Genomic DNA, 18,899 nt, shown 5'->3' with positions numbered 1-18,899 from the left:
TGAGAGAACACTCTCAATGGTTTGGTGGCGATAGCGAAGAGGTCACACCCGTTCCCATGCCGAACACGGAAGTTAAGCTCTTCAGCGCCGATGGTAGTCGGGGGTTTCCCCCTGTGAGAGTAGGACGCCGCCAAGCTATTATTACGGTAAAGGCAGCTCATCATGAGCTGCCTTTTTTGTGTTTTTCTGCATACGTTATATAATATGAGAAACGTAACGATATGCCTTTTTGCAAAAGCAGGTTTTATGCTTGTGCAAAGTGGAAATAATAGAGATAGAGCGATACAGTTGAAAAATTTTGCGAAACACCTTATAGTAAGATTAAAGTCAAATATAGTCAAAGTCAATAAAGGAGGGGGTTGAGTGGGACATAATATTTCTGACATCATTGAACAGTACTTGAAACAAGTATTAGATCAAAATGGCAAAGAAATTTTAGAGATCAAACGCAGTGAAATCGCTGATAAATTTCAATGTGTTCCTTCCCAAATAAATTATGTCATCAACACCAGATTTACAAGTGAAAGAGGATATATTGTTGAAAGTAAACGGGGAGGCGGCGGTTATATTCGTATTATCAAAATTAAAATGAATAACGAAGTCGTCCTCATCAATAATATTATTTCGCAGATCCATACCCACTTGTCCCAGGCAGCCTCTGATGACATTATTCTCAGACTGTTAGAGGACGGAGTTATTTCGGAAAGAGAAGCTAAAATGATGGTGAGTGTAATGGATCGTTCAGTTCTATATATTGATTTGCCCGAACGGGATGAACTAAGAGCCAGAATGATGAAAGCAATGCTCACATCTTTAAAACTAAAGTAAGCGGGTGAAAAGATTGATTTGTCAAGAATGCAATGAGAGACCGGCCACTTTTCACTTTACGAAAGTTGTTAATGGAGAAAAGCAAGAAGTTCATATTTGTGAACAATGTGCAAAAGAAAATAGCGATTCATACAGTATAAGTGGAAACCAAGGGTTCTCGATTCATAATTTATTATCAGGGCTGCTGAATATGGAGTCCTCATTTCAAAACACCGGTTCTCAAATGTTCGGCTACTCAGAGCAAGGCACAGCTTGTAAGAAATGCGGTATGACGTTTCAGCAGCTGAGAAAAACAGGGCGTTTCGGCTGTGCGGAATGTTACGATACGTTCTACAGCCAAATTACGCCGATCTTGCGAAAAGTTCACAGCGGGAATACGGTGCATGCCGGGAAAATTCCAAAACGAATAGGCGGAAACCTGCATGTAAGACGGCAAATGGAAATGTTAAAAAAAGAACTTGAATCTTTAATACACCACGAAGAGTTTGAAAGAGCAGCGGAGGTCAGGGATCAGATCCGATCGTTAGAGCAGGAATTAAAAAGTACAGACAGTGAGGGGGAACAAGGGTAATGTCGCTCAAGCATTTTATTCAGGACGCACTAAGCAATTGGATGAAGCAAAAGGGACCTGAAAGTGACATTGTACTCAGCAGCCGTATACGGTTGGCCCGAAACTTTGAAAATATAAAGTTTCCCGCCCGGTATACGAATGAAGAAGCCTCATCCATCATTCAGCAATTCGAAGATCATTTTTCAGGTAAGGAACTGCCTGATATCGGTCAATTTCATTTAATCAGAATGAGTGAAGCTCAGCCTTTGGAAAAACGGGTGCTGATGGAGAAACATCTGATCAGCCCGAATTTAACGGAATCTCCTTTTGGCGGCTGTCTGCTTTCTGAAAATGAAGAAGTCAGCATTATGTTAAATGAAGAAGATCATATCAGAATTCAATGCCTCTTCCCCGGCTTCCAGCTTCTCAATGCCATAAAAGCGGCAAACCAGGTCGATGACTGGATTGAGGAGAAAGTGGATTACGCCTTTGGAGAGAAGAGAGGGTACTTAACAAGCTGTCCTACAAATGTAGGGACGGGACTAAGGGCTTCAGTCATGATGCATTTGCCGGGCCTTGTATTAACTAGGCAAATGAATCGAATTATACCGGCAATTAACCAATTAGGCTTAGTTGTTAGAGGAATTTACGGTGAAGGCAGCGAAGCATTAGGAAATATCTTTCAAATTTCAAATCAAATCACACTCGGAAAATCAGAACAGGACATTGTAGATGATTTAAACAGTGTGGCTGCCCAGCTGATTGAGCAGGAACGTTCAGCCCGAGAAGCGCTTTACCAAACCTCGAAAATTGAATTGGAGGACCGGGTATTCAGATCTTACGGCGTTTTATCCAACTGCCGTATGATTGAATCAAAGGAAACGGCGAAATGCCTTTCTGACGTTCGGCTGGGGATAGATCTGGGGATCATTAAAGGGCTATCAAGCAATATACTTAATGAACTGATGATTTTGACACAGCCGGGTTTTCTCCAGCAATATTCGGGCGGTGCATTACGGCCGAACGAAAGAGACGCGAGAAGAGCGGCGCTTATCAGGGAAAGGCTGCATTTAGAAATGAGTGCAAATAGACAGGAGGATGATTCGATATGATGTTTGGAAGGTTTACAGAGCGAGCTCAAAAGGTATTGGCACTGGCACAGGAGGAAGCACTGCGCTTAGGCCATAACAATATTGGAACTGAACATATCTTATTAGGTCTGGTTCGTGAAGGAGAAGGGATTGCGGCTAAAGCGCTCCAAGCACTCGGACTCGGTTCGGATAAAATTCAGAAAGAAGTGGAGAGCTTAATCGGACGGGGACAGGAAATGTCTCAAACCATTCATTATACGCCAAGAGCAAAAAAAGTCATTGAGCTCAGCATGGATGAAGCCAGAAAGCTAGGACATTCTTATGTGGGAACAGAACACATACTTCTCGGATTGATTCGTGAAGGAGAAGGCGTGGCGGCGAGAGTTCTGAATAATCTCGGTGTCAGCTTGAATAAAGCGAGACAGCAAGTGCTGCAGCTTCTGGGAAGCAATGAGACGGGATCTTCTGCATCCGGTACCAACAGCAATGCAAACACGCCGACGCTTGACAGTCTGGCGCGTGATTTAACTGCGATTGCGAAGGAAGACAGTCTTGATCCGGTTATCGGGCGAAGCAAAGAAATTCAGCGTGTTATTGAGGTATTAAGCCGCAGAACGAAAAATAATCCCGTTCTTATCGGAGAACCGGGTGTAGGTAAAACTGCGATTGCTGAAGGCCTTGCACAGCAGATCATCAATAATGAAGTGCCGGAAATATTACGTGATAAACGCGTAATGACATTAGACATGGGTACGGTTGTAGCCGGTACGAAATACCGCGGAGAATTTGAAGACCGCTTGAAAAAAGTAATGGATGAAATACGTCAGGCCGGCAATATTATTTTATTCATTGACGAACTGCATACACTGATCGGAGCGGGGGGAGCAGAAGGTGCGATTGATGCATCGAATATCTTAAAACCTTCACTGGCCCGCGGAGAGCTTCAATGCATCGGTGCCACAACGCTTGATGAATACCGTAAATATATCGAAAAAGACGCGGCTCTCGAGCGCCGTTTCCAGCCGATTCAGGTGGATCAGCCGTCAGCCGATGAAAGCATTCAAATTTTAAAAGGGCTCCGTGACCGCTATGAAGCGCATCACCGCGTATCCATTACCGATGAAGCGATCGAAGCCGCGGTTAAATTGTCCGACCGTTATATTTCTGACCGCTTCCTTCCGGATAAAGCGATCGATTTAATTGATGAAGCCGGTTCAAAAGTGCGTCTCCGTTCTTTCACAACGCCTCCGAACTTAAAAGAGCTTGAGCAGAAACTCGATGAAGTTCGCAAGGAAAAAGACGCTGCCGTTCAGAGCCAGGAGTTTGAAAAAGCGGCTTCCCTTCGTGATACGGAGCAGCGCCTGAGAGAACAGGTGGAAGACACGAAAAAAACCTGGAAAGAAAAACAAGGCCAGGAGAACTCCGAAGTTTCTGTAGAGGATATCGCGATGGTTGTATCCAGCTGGACCGGGGTGCCCGTATCTAAAATTGCCCAAACGGAAACAGATAAGCTTCTCAATATGGAAAGCATTCTGCATTCCCGCGTCATCGGCCAGGATGAAGCCGTTGTAGCCGTGGCAAAGGCTGTCAGACGTGCAAGAGCCGGACTGAAGGACCCGAAACGTCCGATTGGTTCATTCATCTTCTTAGGCCCTACAGGCGTTGGGAAGACAGAGCTGGCAAGAGCGCTGGCGGAATCCATTTTCGGTGATGAGGAAGCGATGATCAGAGTGGATATGTCCGAATACATGGAGAAACACTCGACTTCACGTCTTGTCGGTTCTCCTCCGGGATATGTCGGCTATGATGAAGGCGGCCAGCTGACAGAAAAAGTGAGAAGAAAACCTTACTCTGTCGTATTGCTTGATGAAATTGAAAAAGCGCACCCTGATGTGTTTAACATTCTCCTGCAAGTGCTTGAAGACGGACGCTTGACTGATTCAAAAGGACGCACTGTGGATTTCCGCAACACGATCCTGATTATGACGTCAAACGTCGGGGCGAGCGAGCTGAAGCGCAACAAATATGTGGGCTTCAATGTCCAGGATGAATCACAAAACCATAAAGACATGAAAGACAAAGTCATGGGAGAGCTGAAGCGTGCCTTCAGACCTGAGTTTATCAACCGGATTGACGAAATTATCGTCTTCCACTCCCTTGAGAAAAAACATCTTACAGACATCGTGTCGCTTATGTCTGATCAGTTAACAAAACGTCTGAAAGAACAAGATCTCTCTATCGAGCTGACGGATGCTGCCAAAGCAAAAGTAGCAGAAGAGGGCGTCGATTTGGAATACGGCGCACGTCCGTTAAGAAGAGCGATTCAAAAGCATGTGGAGGACCGGTTATCAGAAGAACTTCTCAGAGGCAATATTGATAAAGGCCAGCACATTGTTCTTGATGTTGAGGACGGCGAATTTGTCGTAAAAACAACTGCTAAAACGAACTAATATAGTGACAAACATGAGGCATACGTAAGCGAGTGTATGCCTCACTTTGTTATATAGAGAAATATTCGATAAGGAAGAGGTCTTACAACATATATGGCTAAATCAAAAACAAAATTCATCTGCCACTCATGCGGTTATGAATCCGCAAAGTGGATGGGAAAGTGCCCGGGCTGCGGGGCTTGGAATACAATGGTGGAAGAAACCATAAAAAAAGCGCCGGCGAATCGGCGGGCGGCTTTCTCCCACTCCGTTCAAACCGTCCAGAAACCATCACCCATTACATCAATTGAAACATCAGAAGAACCCCGCGTTCAAACAAAGCTCGAAGAATTCAACAGAGTGCTTGGCGGCGGCGTTGTGAAAGGCTCGTTAGTATTGATCGGCGGCGATCCCGGGATCGGAAAATCAACGCTCCTTCTCCAAGTATCCGCACAATTAGCAGATACGGCCGGCAGCGTGCTTTACATTTCAGGGGAGGAATCCGTGAAGCAAACGAAGCTGCGCGCCGACAGACTTGGAATCAACAGCCAAATGTTACATGTTTTATCTGAAACCGATATGGAGTATATTTCGTCTGCTATACAAGAGATGAAACCCGCATTTGTTGTCGTAGACTCCATTCAGACCGTTTACCAAAGTGATATCACCTCAGCTCCCGGCAGTGTATCGCAAGTAAGAGAGTGTACGGCCGAATTGATGAAAATCGCGAAAACAAACGGCATACCTATTTTTATCGTCGGACACGTCACAAAAGAAGGATCGATCGCAGGGCCGAGATTGCTTGAGCACATGGTCGATACCGTTCTATACTTTGAAGGAGAGCGGCACCATACATTCCGTATTTTGCGGGCTGTAAAAAACCGGTTCGGCTCAACAAATGAAATGGGCATCTTTGAAATGCGGGAAGAGGGGCTTACGGAAGTGCTCAACCCTTCTGAAATTTTCTTGGAAGAGCGTTCTGCCGGGGCATCGGGTTCGAGTATCGTTGCATCAATGGAAGGAACGAGACCGATTCTGGTTGAAATCCAGGCGCTCATATCACCGACCAGTTTTGGAAACCCGCGCCGCATGGCTACAGGCATTGACCACAACAGGGTATCGTTAATTATGGCTGTGCTTGAGAAGCGGGTGGGTCTTTTGCTTCAAAATCAAGATGCATATTTAAAAGTCGCCGGCGGGGTCAAACTGGATGAACCGGCGATTGATTTGGCAGTAGCCGTCAGCATTGCCTCAAGCTTCAGAGATACACCGCCGAATCCCGCAGATTGCTTTATCGGTGAAGTGGGACTGACAGGAGAAGTCCGCAGGGTGTCAAGAATCGAACAGCGCGTAAAAGAAGCGGCGAAACTCGGCTTCAAGCGCATGATCATACCTGAGGCGAATGCAGACGGGTGGACAATACCAAAAGGGATTGAGGTTGTCGGAGTAGCAAATGTTGCTGAAGCGCTTCGTACTTCATTAGGAGGATCATAATAGATGGAAAAAGAGAAAAAAGGGGCGAAACAAGAGCTTGACCTGTCTGCAATTCTGCAGTTCGTTGCACCGGGCACCCCGCTCAGAGCCGGGATAGAGAATGTACTTCGGGCAAATACAGGCGGCCTGATTGTTGTCGGATACAATGATAAGGTAAAGCAAGTCGTGGATGGCGGTTTTCATATTAATACATCATTTGCGCCCGCTCACTTATACGAGCTGGCCAAAATGGACGGTGCCATTATTTTAAGTGATTCCGGCCAGAAAATTCTTTATGCGAATACGCAGCTTATGCCGGAGGCGACCATTTCTTCTTCAGAAACGGGAATGAGGCACCGTACGGCGGAACGGGTGGCGAAGCAGACCGGCTGTCTCGTCATCGCCATTTCTGAGCGAAGAAATGTCATTACGTTATATCAGGACAGCATGAAGTACACACTAAAGGACATAGGTTTTATTTTAACAAAGGCAAATCAGGCCATTCAAACGCTCGAGAAGTATAAAACCATTTTAGACAAAACGATTACGGCTTTAAACGCATTAGAGTTTGAGGAGCTTGTGACATTCAGTGACGTGCTGTCTGTCATGCATCGGTATGAAATGGTGCTCCGAATAAAAAATGAAATCAATATGTATATTAAAGAACTCGGAACGGAAGGCCACTTAATCCGTCTGCAGGTGATTGAACTGATTACGGACATGGAAGAAGAGGCGGCACTTTTCATCAAAGACTATGTCAAAGAAAAAATCAAAGATCCGTTCGTGCTGTTAAAAGAGCTTCAGGATATGTCCAGCTATGATCTGCTTGATGATTCCATTCTGTTTAAACTGCTTGGATATCCGGCTTCTACGAATCTTGATGATTATGTGCTCCCGAGAGGCTACAGGCTGCTGAACAAAATTCCGCGTCTGCCGATGCCGATTGTTGAAAATGTGGTTGGGGCGTTCGGGTTTTTGCCAAGCATAACGGAAGCCACTGTAGAAGAGCTTGATGATGTCGAGGGTATCGGCGAAGTGCGCGCCCAAAAAATCAAAAAAGGCTTAAAACGCCTTCAGGAAAAACACTATATAGATAGACAGCTTTAAGTATCGCTTAAACCTGTCGGAATCCGGGTATATTATTGTTAGTTTTTGTTTATTCTGAATTTGTAGGCTCTGACAGTCTGCTGAAAAAATGCTACTTAAAAGGAGGTGGAGGTATGTTAAAACGAATAGTTCAGGCGTTCTTCATTATTGTGGGCGGCGTTGTCGGTATCTTTTTAATACCTGAATTGTTTGTGCTGTCAAATATACAGGACATACCTTTAATAACAAACGCATATACGTCTGCTGCAATTGGTGCTATTATCTTTTTTCTCATCAGTATATGGACGACAGAATATGTGATTAATTGGGTAAAATGGATTGAAGATTCTTTGCTGAGAGCTCCGGTGCCGGATCTGTTATTCGGGAGTCTCGGATTGGTTTTTGGACTTATCATCGCATATCTCATTGTAAACGTGATTCCGCTGGACAATATTCCGTACCGTATATTCAGCACCATCATTCCGGTCTTTCTGGCTTTCTTTCTCGGTTATCTGGGCTTCCAAGTCGGATTTAAGAAAAAGGATGAACTGATCAGTCTTTTCTCCATTTCTGCCAGAATGCAGAAGAAAAAGGGAAGTGCTGATGAGGAGCAGGAAGAACAGGATAAAAGGCTGAAAATCTTGGATACAAGTGTTATTATTGATGGGAGAATTGCGGATATTTGTCAGACGGGCTTTTTAGAAGGCGTCATTGTCATTCCTCAATTTGTGCTGGAGGAATTACAGCATATCGCTGATTCTTCAGATGTTTTAAAACGTAACAGAGGACGCCGCGGACTGGATATCTTGAATCGCATTCAAAAGGAACTGGATATTACGGTTGAAATTTATGAAGGCGACTTCGAAGACATTCAGGAGGTTGACAGCAAGCTTGTCAAACTTGCGAAGCTGACATCCGGTGTCGTTGTGACGAATGATTTTAATTTAAATAAAGTATGCGAGCTTCAAAAGGTTGCGGTACTGAATATTAATGACCTTGCAAACGCGGTGAAGCCGGTTGTGCTTCCGGGCGAAGAGATGAATGTGCAGGTGATTAAGGACGGGAAAGAGCATAATCAAGGTGTGGCTTACTTGGATGACGGCACGATGATTGTTGTGGAAGAAGGCCGCAATTATATAGGGAAACATATTGATGTGCTCGTAACCAGCGTACTGCAGACAGCGGCGGGACGAATGATTTTTGCCAAGCCCAAGCTGCTTGAGAAAGCTCTTTAAGAGGGAGTTCATATGGAGTATGTTGTCGTTATTCCGGCTGCCGGACAAGGAAAAAGGATGAAGGCCGGGAAAAATAAGCTGTTCATCAGCTTAAAAGGTGCGCCTGTTATTATGCACACACTGCGGGTTTTTGAAAGCCACGCACCCTGTCAGAAAATAATCCTGGTGATAAATGAGAGTGAACGGGAAGATTTTCGCCAGCTGCTGGCCCAATTTCCGATTCAGACGGAAATTGAGCTTGTTACCGGAGGTGCGGAGCGTCAGCACAGTGTATACGAAGGACTGAAAGTGATTGATAAGGAATCGGTCGTCCTTGTTCATGACGGAGCGCGCCCGTTTGTCACACATCAGCATATCGATAAGCTCGTTGAAACAGCAGAGAAGGCGGGAGCGGCTGTCCTGGCTGTTCCTGTGAAAGACACGATAAAACGGGCGGAAGGCTCCCGGGTTGCGGAGACCTTTGACCGTTCAAGCTTGTGGGCCGTTCAAACGCCGCAAGCTTTTCGTCTTTCTTTATTGAAGACGGCGCATATGGAAGCGGAAAACAAAGGCTTCTTAGGTACGGATGACGCCAGCCTCGTCGAGCGTCTTGATGGATATCAGGTGAGTATCGTTGAAGGCAGCTATACCAATATTAAGCTGACAACGCCGGATGACCTGATATTTGCGGAAGCAATCATGAAAGCGGAAAGTGGGAATCATAATGTTTAGAATCGGACAAGGATTTGATGTGCATCAATTAACGGAAGGCCGTCCGCTCATCATCGGCGGAATTGAAATTCCTTATGAAAAGGGGCTGCTCGGACATTCAGATGCTGATGTATTGCTGCATACAGTCGCAGACGCGTGTCTCGGAGCGGCAGGTGAAGGAGATATCGGCAAACATTTCCCGGATACTGATCCGGAATTCAAGGATGCGGATTCTTTTAAGCTGCTTCAGCATGTCTGGAACATTGTAAAAGAAAAAGGGTACGTACTCGGAAATATAGACTGCACGATTATTGCGCAAAAGCCGAAAATGGCGCCGCATATTGATGCTATGAGAAAACGGATAGCGGAAGGCCTTGAGGCGGACGTCTCTCAAGTAAACGTAAAAGCGACGACGACTGAAAAGCTCGGGTTTACCGGAAGAGCCGAAGGAATTGCCGCTCAGGCAACCGTTCTGATTCAAAAAGCCTGATCATTGTTTTGATGCCGGGTCTATTTGGTGGTAGAATAGATACATATATTCGGCTAGAGGCTACAGACGAGATGAAAGGAAGTATTTGAACATGGGAAATGAAGTACGCGTTCGTTATGCACCGAGTCCGACCGGACATTTGCATATCGGTAACGCCAGAACGGCGCTTTTTAACTATTTATTTGCCCGCAGCCAAGGCGGAAAGTTTATTATCCGGATTGAGGATACGGACAAAAAGCGAAATATTGAAGGCGGAGAGCAAAGCCAGCTCAACTATTTGAAATGGCTCGGCATGGACTGGGATGAAAGTGTGGATGTCGGCGGAGAATACGGCCCGTACCGCCAGTCTGAGCGTAACGACATTTACAAAGAGTACTATGAAGAGCTTCTTGAAAAAGGGCTAGCTTATAAATGTTTCTGTACGGAAGAAGAACTTGAGAAAGAACGTGAAGAGCAAATCGCCCGCGGGGAAATGCCGCGCTATTCCGGCAAACACAGAAACCTGACTCAGGAAGAGCAGGAGCAGTTTTTAGCCGAAGGCAGACAGCCGAGCATCCGTTTCCGCGTGCCGGAAGGGAAAATCATCGCATTTAACGATATCGTAAAAGGCGAGATTTCTTTTGAATCAGACGGCATCGGCGACTTTGTCATCGTCAAAAAAGACGGAACACCGACGTATAACTTTGCTGTCGCGATTGACGATTACTTAATGAAAATGACGCACGTGCTCCGCGGTGAGGATCACATTTCAAATACACCGAAACAGATCATGATTTTCCAGGCATTCGGCTGGGATATTCCTGTCTTCGGACATATGACGCTTATCGTAAACGAAAGCCGCAAAAAATTAAGTAAACGTGATGAATCAATTATCCAGTTTATTGAGCAGTATGATGAGCTGGGTTACCTGCCTGAAGCGCTGTTTAACTTTATCGGACTTCTCGGCTGGTCTCCCGTCGGTGAAGAAGAGCTTTTCACAAGAGAACAATTCATTGAAATTTTTGATGTAAATCGTTTGTCTAAGTCACCGGCTCTGTTTGATATGCATAAACTGAAATGGGTCAACAACCAATACGTCAAAGCGCTGGATCTTGATCAAGTGGTTGAGCTGACCCTGCCGCACCTGCAAAAAGCAGGAAAAGTCGGCACTGAGCTTTCTGCCGAAGAACAGGAATGGGTTCGTAAATTAATCTCTCTTTACCATGAGCAATTGAGCTACGGCGCTGAAATTGTCGAGCTGACTGATTTGTTCTTTAAAGATGAGATCGAGTATAATCAAGAGGCAAAAGCCGTTCTGGAAGAAGAACAGGTGCCTGAAGTGCTCAGCGTATTTGCTGCGAAGCTTGAAGAGCTTGAAGAATTTACGCCTGAGCTGATCAAAGCCTCAATCAAAGCTGTTCAGAAAGAAACAGGCCATAAAGGCAAAAAGCTGTTCATGCCGATTCGTGTAGCGGTTACCGGTCAGACACACGGTCCGGAGCTTCCGCAGGCCATTGAGCTGATCGGCAGAGAAACAGCCGTCAGACGCCTGAAAAGCATTTAAATATACGATTGTTGACAGGGAAGAGTATAAAACAATGACCATTACAGAAAGAATCTTCATCGGCTGAGAGAGATTCATGCGTCATGTTTTAGAAGTGCGCCCTTAAGACCTTTGAAGAACATTTCTGCGGAAATCAGTATTTAAAGGCGGCCGCCGCCGTTACCGGCTTTTAAGTTGGGAAAACAGTGACTTGTTTTTCAAACAGAGTGGAACCGCGCGGTAAAAGCGTCTCTGTCATGTTTACATGCAGAGGCGCTTTTTTTATAGGCGGAAAAACAGACTGGAGCGGGGAGAGAATGGGGGGAAGCATGTGTTTTTTAAAATGCTAAAAGAAGACATAGATACAGTGTTCGATCAAGATCCGGCAGCAAGAAGCTATTTCGAAGTTGTTTTAACTTATTCTGGTTTACATGCTATATGGGCGCATCGGATTGCACATGCTTTATATAAACGGAGATTTTTCTTCCTGGCGCGCCTGATATCACAGATTGCCCGTTTCTTTACCGGAATTGAAATCCATCCCGGCGCGACCATCGGGAGAAGGTTTTTCATTGATCACGGTATGGGGGTCGTCATAGGGGAAACATGTGAAATCGGCAATAACGTGACGGTATTCCAAGGTGTCACTCTTGGTGGGACGGGAAAAGAAAAGGGAAAGCGGCATCCGACCATAAAAGATGATGCTTTAATTGCAACCGGAGCGAAGGTGCTCGGCTCTATTACGGTCGGGCAGGGTTCTAAAGTAGGGGCCGGCTCCGTTGTGCTTCGTGATGTTCCCGACTTTTCGACCGTTGTCGGCATACCGGGGAAAGTCGTCATTCAGAACGGAAGAAAAATCAAACGCGATCTCAATCACCAAGACTTGCCCGATCCGGTTGCTGACCGGTTTAGAGCATTGGAGCAGCAGATTTTTGAACTGCAGGCTGAACTGGAAGATAAAAAAGAAAGGATCAACCAAAAATGACCATTACACTTTATAATACATTGACACGGAAAAAAGAAACATTCGTTCCTCTTGAGGAAGGCAAAGTAAAAATGTACGTGTGCGGACCGACTGTATACAACTATATTCATATCGGGAACGCCCGTCCGGCGATTGTGTATGATACCGTACGCAACTATTTGGAGTATAAAGGATACGATGTTCAATACGTATCGAATTTCACCGATGTTGACGACAAACTGATTAAGGCGGCCAACGAGCTCGGCGAGGACGTCCCGACCGTTTCTGAACGGTTCATTAAAGCGTATTTTGAAGACGTGGGCGCCCTCGGATGCCGGAAAGCGGATCTTCACCCCCGGGTCATGGAAAACATGGACGCCATTATTGAATTTGTCAGCGAGCTGATTAAAAAAGGCTACGCTTATGAATCAGAAGGCGACGTCTATTTCAAAACAAGGGCCTTCGAAGGCTACGGCAAGCTATCTCAGCAATCCATTGATGAACTCAGATCAGGCGCGCGTATCCGTGTCGGCGAGAAGAAAGAGGATGCGCTGGACTTTGCGCTTTGGAAAGCTGCTAAGGACGGAGAAATTTCATGGGATAGCCCTTGGGGAAAAGGCCGCCCGGGCTGGCATATTGAATGCTCCGCAATGGTGAAAAAGTATTTGGGTGACGAAATCGATATTCACGCCGGCGGTCAGGACCTGACATTCCCGCACCATGAAAACGAAATCGCGCAATCTGAAGCATTAACAGGCAAGACATTCGCAAAATACTGGCTTCACAACGGATATATCAATATCGATAATGAGAAAATGTCAAAATCGCTCGGCAACTTTGTTTTGGTGCACGATATCATTAAGCAATATGACCCGCAGCTTTTGAGATTTTTCATGCTGTCCGTTCATTACCGCCACCCGATCAACTATTCGGAAGAGCTGCTTGAGAAAACAAAAAACGCGTTTAACCGCCTGAAGACGGCATACAGTAATTTAAACCATCGTTTGATTAGCAGCACGAATCTGACTGACAATGATGAGGAATGGCTCGCTAAAATCGAAGAGCACCGCGCTTCGTTTGAAGAAGCAATGGATGATGATTTTAATACGGCGAATGCGATTTCCGTTTGGTTTGATCTGGCGAAGCTCGCCAATTACTACATGCAGGAAGACAATACGGCGGATCACGTCATTAAAGCCTTTATCAGCATGTTTGACAGAATCGGATCTGTTCTCGGACTTACGCTCGGCGAAGAAGAGCTTGTCGACGAAGAGATTGAAGAGTTGATTGAGAAGAGAAATGAAGCCCGCCGCAATCGCGATTTCGCTTTGTCAGACCAGATTCGCGATCAGCTGAAAAGCATGAATATCATTCTTGAAGATACGGCCCAGGGAACTCGCTGGAAGCGGGGAGAATAAGCGGATGCTTCAATTTGAACAAATCAAAGATTCAAAGCAGTTAAACGGTCTTGCGCTCGCTTATATGGGTGATGCCATTTTTGAAATATACGTCCGGCATCACCTGCTTAAGCAGGGCTTTACGAAACCGAATGACCTTCATAAGAAGGCGAGCCGGATTGTATCGGCAAAATCACAGGCAGACATATTGTTCCGCCTTCAGGACGAATCCTTTTTCACGGAGGAAGAGGAAGCCGTGCTGAGAAGAGGCAGAAACGCGAAATCAGGGACGACGCCTAAAAACACAGATGTACAGACGTACCGCCATAGTACAGCTTTTGAGGCTTTACTCGGATACCTTTTTCTTGAGAAAAGAGAAGAAAGACTGAATCAGCTGATTGCTGAGGCTATACAAGTCGGGACGTCAGGGAGGAAAACAAATGAGTCAGCAACATGATTACGTCATAGGAAAAAACGCTGTGATTGAGACGTTAAAGTCAGATCGCAAGCTGTATAAGTTATGGATGGCGGAAAACACAGTAAAAGGACAGGCGCAGCAAGTTATGGAGCTTGCTAAAAAGCGCGGCGTCACCATTCAATTTGTACCGAGGAAAAAACTCGATCAGATGGTGGAGGGGCAGCATCAGGGTGTTGTCGCCCAGGTGGCGGCATATGAATATGCACAATTAGACGAATTATATAAAAGAGCGGAAGAGAGAAACGAACAGCCTTTCTTTCTCATATTGGACGAGCTGGAAGACCCTCATAATCTCGGTTCCATCATGAGAACGGCTGACGCTGTCGGTGCACACGGCATTGTGATTCCGAAACGCAGAGCGGTCGGACTGACGTCGACGGTCGCAAAAGCTTCGACCGGTGCGATTGAACACATTCCCGTCGTGAAGGTGACCAACCTTGCCCGGACACTTGATGAAATGAAGGAGCGGGGGATTTGGGTCGTCGGAACGGATGCATCCGCCCGGGAAGATTACCGCTCTATGGACGGCAAGATGCCTTTGGCGCTCGTTATCGGAAGCGAAGGCAGAGGAATGGGCCGGCTTGTGAAAGAGAAATGTGATTTTCTCATTAAACTTCCGATGGCCGGAAAAGTCACGTCTCTGAATGCGTCGGTAGCGGCCGGCCTTCTCATGTATGAAGTCTACCGGAAGCGCAATCCTTTAGGGGAATGAAGACAGATGGACATCCTGTTAGTAGACGGATACAACATGATTGGAGCTTGGCCGCAGCTAAAGGATTTAAAAGCGAACAGTTTTGAAGAAGCGAGAGATGTACTGATCCAGAAGATGGCGGAATATCAGTCCTACACGGGAATCAGAGTCATTGTGGTGTTTGACGCACATCTGGTAAAAGGCATAGAGAAAAAACAAACGAATCACAGAGTCGAAGTGATTTTTACACGGGAGAATGAGACGGCGGATGAGCGGATCGAGAAACTTGCCCAGGCGCTGAATAATATTGCGACACAGATTCATGTCGCAACCTCCGATTATACGGAGCAGTGGGCGATTTTCGGACAAGGGGCTCTCCGTAAATCCGCCCGGGAGCTTCTGAGGGAAGTGGATACGATAGAACGGCGGATTCAAAGGCGGGTTTCAAAGATCACTTCTGAAAAACCACCGGGTAAAATCGAGCTGTCCGAAGAGGTTTTGAAAACGTTTGAAAAGTGGCGCCGAGGCGGTCTGGATTAGGTTGACGCTTTTTCGCCCATTAATGTATAATATTTCTATCTACGTGCGCCGGGGGGATCGCAGTGAATCTACAGAACAGCAAGGGAAAGTTCAACAAAGTGCAATTTTGCCAGTTGGAGGACGAGCAGGTCATTGAAAAGGTTCATGTTGGGGATAGTGATGCGTTAGATTACTTGATTACGAAGTACCGTAATTTTGTACGGGCGAAAGCAAGGTCTTATTTTTTAATAGGGGCCGACAGAGAAGATATTGTACAGGAAGGGATGATAGGCTTATATAAGTCTATCCGAGACTTTAGAGAGGACAAGCTTACTTCATTTAAAGCTTTTGCAGAATTATGCATTACCCGCCAGATTATTACCGCAATAAAGACAGCTACCCGTCAGAAACACATTCCTTTAAATTCCTATGTTTCTTTAGACAAACCTATTTTTGATGAAGAATCTGACAGAACACTGCTTGATGTCATTTCAGGCGCTAAAACGTTAAATCCTGAAGAGATGATTATTAATCAGGAAGAATTTGATGACATCGAAATGAAAATGGGAGAACTGCTGAGCGATCTGGAGAGAAAGGTGCTTGTTTTGTACTTGGACGGAAGAAGTTACCAGGAAATTTCAGATGACTTAAACCGACACGTAAAATCAATCGATAATGCCCTGCAGCGCGTGAAGCGCAAGCTTGAAAAGTATTTGGAAATAAGAGAAATCAGTCTGTAGCAGGTTTCTGTGTCATATTGACAGAATTTTTCTGACTGTGCTATTTTATTAAGATAAATGATTGTTTAGGAAAAGGTGTAACGACATGAGAAAAAAGATTACGCTGGCATGCAAAACATGCGGAAATCGTAATTATACGACAATGAAAAGCTCTGCATCAGCGGCTGAGCGGTTAGAAGTTAAGAAGTACTGCAGCACTTGCAATTCACATACAGCTCATTTAGAAACAAAATAGTGTTCGCTTTTTAAATTGTGGAGGTCTTTTACATGCGCATGATGAGTTTCTTTAAAGATGTTGGGAAAGAAATGAAAAAGGTTAGCTGGCCTAAAGGCAAAGAGTTAACGCGCTATACGATCACGGTGATTTCAACGGTTATCTTTTTTGTTATCTTTTTTGCCCTCCTTGATACAGGAATTTCTCAATTAATTCGTTTAATAGTTGAATAATGATCAGCAATACGTGCTATAATAGATCATAATATCGTTTGCCAAAACCCGTTCAGCGGGTTTTTTATTGTGTTGAAAAAAGGATTCATAGGCTCTGAGCCTATTTTTTGTTTTACACTTCATTTTTAAATGCGGGGAGGGAAGGACTGCAGAGTCCTGATAGAATGGAAAAGAATTGGTATGTTGTTCATACGTATTCCGGTTATGAAAACAAAGTAAAAGCGAACCTTGAAAAACGTGTGGAATCAATGGGAATGCAGGATAAAATTTTCCGCGTTGTCGTCCCTGAAGAGGAAGAGACTGATATTAAGAACGGCAAGAAAAAAGTAGTCAAAAAGAAAGTGTTCCCGGGTTATGTGCTTGTTGAAATCGTCATGACTGATGATTCCTGGTATGTGGTCCGCAACACGCCGGGCGTTACCGGATTCGTCGGATCAGCCGGTTCAGGCTCAAAGCCGACTCCGCTTCTTCCTGGCGAAGCGGAAACCATCTTAAAACGCATGGGCATGGATGAGCGGAAAACCGACATTGATTTTGAATTGAATGAGACAGTCAAAGTCATAGACGGACCTTTCGCCAACTTTACAGGATCAATTGAAGAGATTGATTATGATAAGAGCAAAGTGAAAGTATTCGTTAACATGTTCGGCCGTGAAACGCCGGTTGAGCTGGAATTTACCCAGATCGACAAATTGTAATGTGAAAAAACTTGAAATTGCTATATATTAATGATAATATAGCAAAGGTACGTCTTGGACTAATCCAAGGCAGCTAGCTTGATATTTCGTCATTCATATAAAGAATGAAACCTTGAGTGGGAGGGTTTACCCTATTACCACATCACGGACTTAAGGAGGTGTGTCTCGTGGCTAAAAAAGTAGTAAAAGTTGTAAAATTGCAAATTCCTGCTGGAAAAGCTAACCCAGCGCCGCCAGTTGGACCTGCACTAGGTCAAGCCGGTGTAAATATCATGGGATTCTGTAAGGAGTTTAACGCTCGTACAGCTGACCAAGCTGGTTTAATCATTCCTGTTGAAATTTCGGTTTACGAAGACCGTTCATTTACATTTATTACAAAAACTCCGCCTGCTGCAGTATTGCTTAAAAAAGCAGCTGGAATTGAGTCTGGTTCTGGTGAACCAAACCGTAATAAAGTGGCAACCGTTAAGCGCGATAAGGTTCGCGAAATCGCTGAAACGAAAATGCCTGACTTAAACGCAGCAGACGTTGAAGCGGCAATGCGCATGGTTGAAGGTACTGCCCGCAGTATGGGTATCGTTATCGAGGATTAATTTGTTTCTTGTCGGGTTGCGAGTTTTCACAAGTTCGCAACCCTTATTCGTGGGAGGTTATTCCGCTATAACCACATAAGGAGGAAATTTTAAAATGGCTAAAAAAGGTAAAAAGTACGTTGAAGCTGCGAAGCTTGTAGACCGTGCGAAAGCTTACGACGTCGCTGAAGCAGTGGCGCTTACTAAAAAAACAAACACAGCTAAATTCGACGCTACAGTTGAAGTTGCTTTTCGTTTAGGGGTTGACCCTCGTAAAAACGATCAGCAAATCCGCGGTGCAGTTGTACTTCCTAACGGAACTGGTAAAACTCAGCGCGTGCTTGTATTCGCTAAAGGCGAAAAAGCAAAAGAAGCTGAAGCTGCCGGTGCAGACTACGTCGGCGATTCTGATTACATCGCGAAAATCCAGCAAGGCTGGTTCGAATTCGATGTAATCGTTGCGACTCCTGACATGATGGGTGAAGTCGGTAAAATCGGCCGTGTGCTTGGACCAAAAGGTCTTATGCCAAACCCTAAAACAGGAACTGTTACATTCGAAGTAGAAAAAGCAATCGGCGAAATCAAAGCTGGTAAAGTAGAATACCGCGTTGACAAAGCTGGTAACATCCATGTTCCGATCGGAAAAGTTTCTTTCGAGGATGAAAAACTTGTTGAGAACTTCACAACAATGTATGATACAATCCTGAAAGCAAAACCGGCTGCGGCTAAAGGTGTTTACGTGAAAAACGTTGCCGTTACTTCTACTATGGGCCCTGGTGTCAAAGTAGACGCTTCTACTTTCAACGTAAAATAATATTTGACTTTAGATCAGCATTCTGATATGATTCAAAATGTTGTAAAATATAATATGTCATTTATACCGTAGACAGCAGGGGCCGTTGAGGCTTAATATCCTGCCGAGGTGTATATATATCACAGCTATTACGTTACGTATGCTTGTATATACAGCCTCCATGTCCACATGGAGGCTTTTTATAT

At 45.1% G+C, this 18,899-nt stretch carries 21 protein-coding genes, 1 rRNA gene and 2 other annotated features (1 of these 24 only partly in view); all 22 genes read left to right on the top strand.

The genetic code is table 11. The features are described 5' to 3' along the window. The first annotated feature begins 20 nt into the window (after positions 1-20). A 5S ribosomal RNA gene (rrf, locus tag ACWJJS_RS19365) occupies positions 21-136 on the top strand. 227 nt (positions 137-363) lie between these two features. Continuing rightward, entirely contained in the window at positions 364-828 is a 465-nt protein-coding gene (ctsR, locus tag ACWJJS_RS19360) for a transcriptional regulator CtsR (RefSeq protein WP_003156396.1), read from the top strand. A gap of 13 nt (positions 829-841) precedes the next feature. Continuing rightward, on the top strand, positions 842-1,399 hold the full coding sequence (locus tag ACWJJS_RS19355; protein WP_003156397.1) for a UvrB/UvrC motif-containing protein: 558 nt from the start codon (positions 842-844) through the stop codon (positions 1,397-1,399). Continuing rightward, on the top strand, positions 1,399-2,490 hold the full coding sequence (locus ACWJJS_RS19350) for a protein arginine kinase (RefSeq protein ID WP_003156398.1): 1,092 nt from the start codon (positions 1,399-1,401) through the stop codon (positions 2,488-2,490). The genes ACWJJS_RS19355 and ACWJJS_RS19350 overlap by 1 nt, the downstream gene beginning before the upstream one ends. After that, positions 2,487-4,919 carry an ATP-dependent protease ATP-binding subunit ClpC gene (gene clpC, locus ACWJJS_RS19345; RefSeq protein ID WP_007410388.1) on the top strand — a complete coding sequence of 811 codons (2,433 nt, stop codon included), beginning with the start codon at positions 2,487-2,489 and terminating at the stop codon, positions 4,917-4,919. The genes ACWJJS_RS19350 and clpC overlap by 4 nt, the downstream gene beginning before the upstream one ends. A gap of 93 nt (positions 4,920-5,012) precedes the next feature. After that, positions 5,013-6,392, top strand: coding sequence for a DNA repair protein RadA (gene radA, locus ACWJJS_RS19340; RefSeq protein WP_014304212.1), 1,380 nt, complete (start codon positions 5,013-5,015; stop codon positions 6,390-6,392). A gap of 3 nt (positions 6,393-6,395) precedes the next feature. Further along, on the top strand, positions 6,396-7,478 hold the full coding sequence (gene disA / locus ACWJJS_RS19335) for a DNA integrity scanning diadenylate cyclase DisA (RefSeq protein ID WP_454023826.1): 1,083 nt from the start codon (positions 6,396-6,398) through the stop codon (positions 7,476-7,478). 113 nt (positions 7,479-7,591) lie between these two features. After that, positions 7,592-8,692, top strand: a complete 1,101-nt coding sequence (locus ACWJJS_RS19330; RefSeq protein WP_003156403.1) for a PIN/TRAM domain-containing protein — start codon at positions 7,592-7,594, stop codon at positions 8,690-8,692. A gap of 12 nt (positions 8,693-8,704) precedes the next feature. After that, the gene (gene ispD, locus ACWJJS_RS19325) at positions 8,705-9,403 is read left to right on the top strand and encodes a 2-C-methyl-D-erythritol 4-phosphate cytidylyltransferase (RefSeq protein WP_454023825.1); all 699 of its coding nucleotides are present in this window, start codon (positions 8,705-8,707) and stop codon (positions 9,401-9,403) included. After that, positions 9,396-9,872, top strand: a complete 477-nt coding sequence (gene ispF / locus ACWJJS_RS19320; protein WP_003156407.1) for a 2-C-methyl-D-erythritol 2,4-cyclodiphosphate synthase — start codon at positions 9,396-9,398, stop codon at positions 9,870-9,872. The genes ispD and ispF overlap by 8 nt, the downstream gene beginning before the upstream one ends. A gap of 91 nt (positions 9,873-9,963) precedes the next feature. Further along, positions 9,964-11,415 carry a glutamate--tRNA ligase gene (gene gltX, locus ACWJJS_RS19315; RefSeq protein WP_015388783.1) on the top strand — a complete coding sequence of 484 codons (1,452 nt, stop codon included), beginning with the start codon at positions 9,964-9,966 and terminating at the stop codon, positions 11,413-11,415. A gap of 2 nt (positions 11,416-11,417) precedes the next feature. Then, positions 11,418-11,651 (top strand) — a binding site (T-box leader). Between the two features lie 74 nt (positions 11,652-11,725). Beyond that, positions 11,726-12,379 (top strand): serine O-acetyltransferase, encoded by a 654-nt coding sequence (gene cysE / locus ACWJJS_RS19310; RefSeq protein WP_003156410.1) that lies wholly within the window; start codon positions 11,726-11,728, stop codon positions 12,377-12,379. Next, positions 12,376-13,776, top strand: a complete 1,401-nt coding sequence (gene cysS / locus ACWJJS_RS19305) for a cysteine--tRNA ligase (RefSeq protein WP_032858170.1) — start codon at positions 12,376-12,378, stop codon at positions 13,774-13,776. The genes cysE and cysS overlap by 4 nt, the downstream gene beginning before the upstream one ends. Positions 13,777-13,780: 4 nt before the next feature. Beyond that, positions 13,781-14,212, top strand: a complete 432-nt coding sequence (locus ACWJJS_RS19300; RefSeq protein ID WP_003156412.1) for a Mini-ribonuclease 3 — start codon at positions 13,781-13,783, stop codon at positions 14,210-14,212. After that, positions 14,196-14,945 (top strand): 23S rRNA (guanosine(2251)-2'-O)-methyltransferase RlmB, encoded by a 750-nt coding sequence (rlmB, locus tag ACWJJS_RS19295; RefSeq protein ID WP_003156413.1) that lies wholly within the window; start codon positions 14,196-14,198, stop codon positions 14,943-14,945. Before ACWJJS_RS19300 ends, rlmB begins: the two co-directional genes overlap by 17 nt. Before the next feature lie 6 nt (positions 14,946-14,951). Then, positions 14,952-15,464, top strand: a complete 513-nt coding sequence (rae1, locus tag ACWJJS_RS19290) for a ribosome-dependent mRNA decay endonuclease Rae1/YacP (RefSeq protein WP_003156414.1) — start codon at positions 14,952-14,954, stop codon at positions 15,462-15,464. 62 nt (positions 15,465-15,526) lie between these two features. After that, on the top strand, positions 15,527-16,183 hold the full coding sequence (gene sigH, locus ACWJJS_RS19285) for an RNA polymerase sporulation sigma factor SigH (RefSeq protein ID WP_003156415.1): 657 nt from the start codon (positions 15,527-15,529) through the stop codon (positions 16,181-16,183). A gap of 85 nt (positions 16,184-16,268) precedes the next feature. Further along, positions 16,269-16,418 (top strand): 50S ribosomal protein L33, encoded by a 150-nt coding sequence (gene rpmG / locus ACWJJS_RS19280; RefSeq protein WP_003156421.1) that lies wholly within the window; start codon positions 16,269-16,271, stop codon positions 16,416-16,418. Positions 16,419-16,450: 32 nt separating this feature from the next. After that, positions 16,451-16,630, top strand: coding sequence for a preprotein translocase subunit SecE (secE, locus tag ACWJJS_RS19275; protein WP_003156422.1), 180 nt, complete (start codon positions 16,451-16,453; stop codon positions 16,628-16,630). Between the two features lie 164 nt (positions 16,631-16,794). Then, the gene (gene nusG / locus ACWJJS_RS19270; protein ID WP_003156423.1) at positions 16,795-17,328 is read left to right on the top strand and encodes a transcription termination/antitermination protein NusG; all 534 of its coding nucleotides are present in this window, start codon (positions 16,795-16,797) and stop codon (positions 17,326-17,328) included. Positions 17,329-17,495: 167 nt separating this feature from the next. Continuing rightward, on the top strand, positions 17,496-17,921 hold the full coding sequence (gene rplK, locus ACWJJS_RS19265; RefSeq protein WP_003156430.1) for a 50S ribosomal protein L11: 426 nt from the start codon (positions 17,496-17,498) through the stop codon (positions 17,919-17,921). Positions 17,922-18,015: 94 nt separating this feature from the next. Continuing rightward, positions 18,016-18,714, top strand: a complete 699-nt coding sequence (gene rplA / locus ACWJJS_RS19260; protein ID WP_003156431.1) for a 50S ribosomal protein L1 — start codon at positions 18,016-18,018, stop codon at positions 18,712-18,714. A gap of 48 nt (positions 18,715-18,762) precedes the next feature. Continuing rightward, positions 18,763-18,899 (top strand) — a sequence feature (ribosomal protein L10 leader region); it runs 6 nt beyond the window's last position.

This window comes from Bacillus sp. JK106 (assembly GCF_053663355.1).
Note: the sequence above shows the minus strand (reverse complement) of the source record. Positions and strands in the feature narration are given on the sequence as shown.

Coding starts and splice junctions, on each gene's coding strand:
- rae1 (WP_003156414.1), top strand. CDS start 14,952: ATGGACATCCTGTTAGTAGACGGATACAACATGATTGGAGCTTGGCCG.
- rlmB (WP_003156413.1), top strand. CDS start 14,196: ATGAGTCAGCAACATGATTACGTCATAGGAAAAAACGCTGTGATTGAG.
- ACWJJS_RS19350 (WP_003156398.1), top strand. CDS start 1,399: ATGTCGCTCAAGCATTTTATTCAGGACGCACTAAGCAATTGGATGAAG.
- ispF (WP_003156407.1), top strand. CDS start 9,396: ATGTTTAGAATCGGACAAGGATTTGATGTGCATCAATTAACGGAAGGC.
- radA (WP_014304212.1), top strand. CDS start 5,013: ATGGCTAAATCAAAAACAAAATTCATCTGCCACTCATGCGGTTATGAA.
- rpmG (WP_003156421.1), top strand. CDS start 16,269: ATGAGAAAAAAGATTACGCTGGCATGCAAAACATGCGGAAATCGTAAT.
- ACWJJS_RS19330 (WP_003156403.1), top strand. CDS start 7,592: ATGTTAAAACGAATAGTTCAGGCGTTCTTCATTATTGTGGGCGGCGTT.
- clpC (WP_007410388.1), top strand. CDS start 2,487: ATGATGTTTGGAAGGTTTACAGAGCGAGCTCAAAAGGTATTGGCACTG.
- secE (WP_003156422.1), top strand. CDS start 16,451: ATGCGCATGATGAGTTTCTTTAAAGATGTTGGGAAAGAAATGAAAAAG.
- rplA (WP_003156431.1), top strand. CDS start 18,016: ATGGCTAAAAAAGGTAAAAAGTACGTTGAAGCTGCGAAGCTTGTAGAC.
- ispD (WP_454023825.1), top strand. CDS start 8,705: ATGGAGTATGTTGTCGTTATTCCGGCTGCCGGACAAGGAAAAAGGATG.
- disA (WP_454023826.1), top strand. CDS start 6,396: ATGGAAAAAGAGAAAAAAGGGGCGAAACAAGAGCTTGACCTGTCTGCA.
- cysS (WP_032858170.1), top strand. CDS start 12,376: ATGACCATTACACTTTATAATACATTGACACGGAAAAAAGAAACATTC.
- ACWJJS_RS19300 (WP_003156412.1), top strand. CDS start 13,781: ATGCTTCAATTTGAACAAATCAAAGATTCAAAGCAGTTAAACGGTCTT.
- nusG (WP_003156423.1), top strand. CDS start 16,795: ATGGAAAAGAATTGGTATGTTGTTCATACGTATTCCGGTTATGAAAAC.
- gltX (WP_015388783.1), top strand. CDS start 9,964: ATGGGAAATGAAGTACGCGTTCGTTATGCACCGAGTCCGACCGGACAT.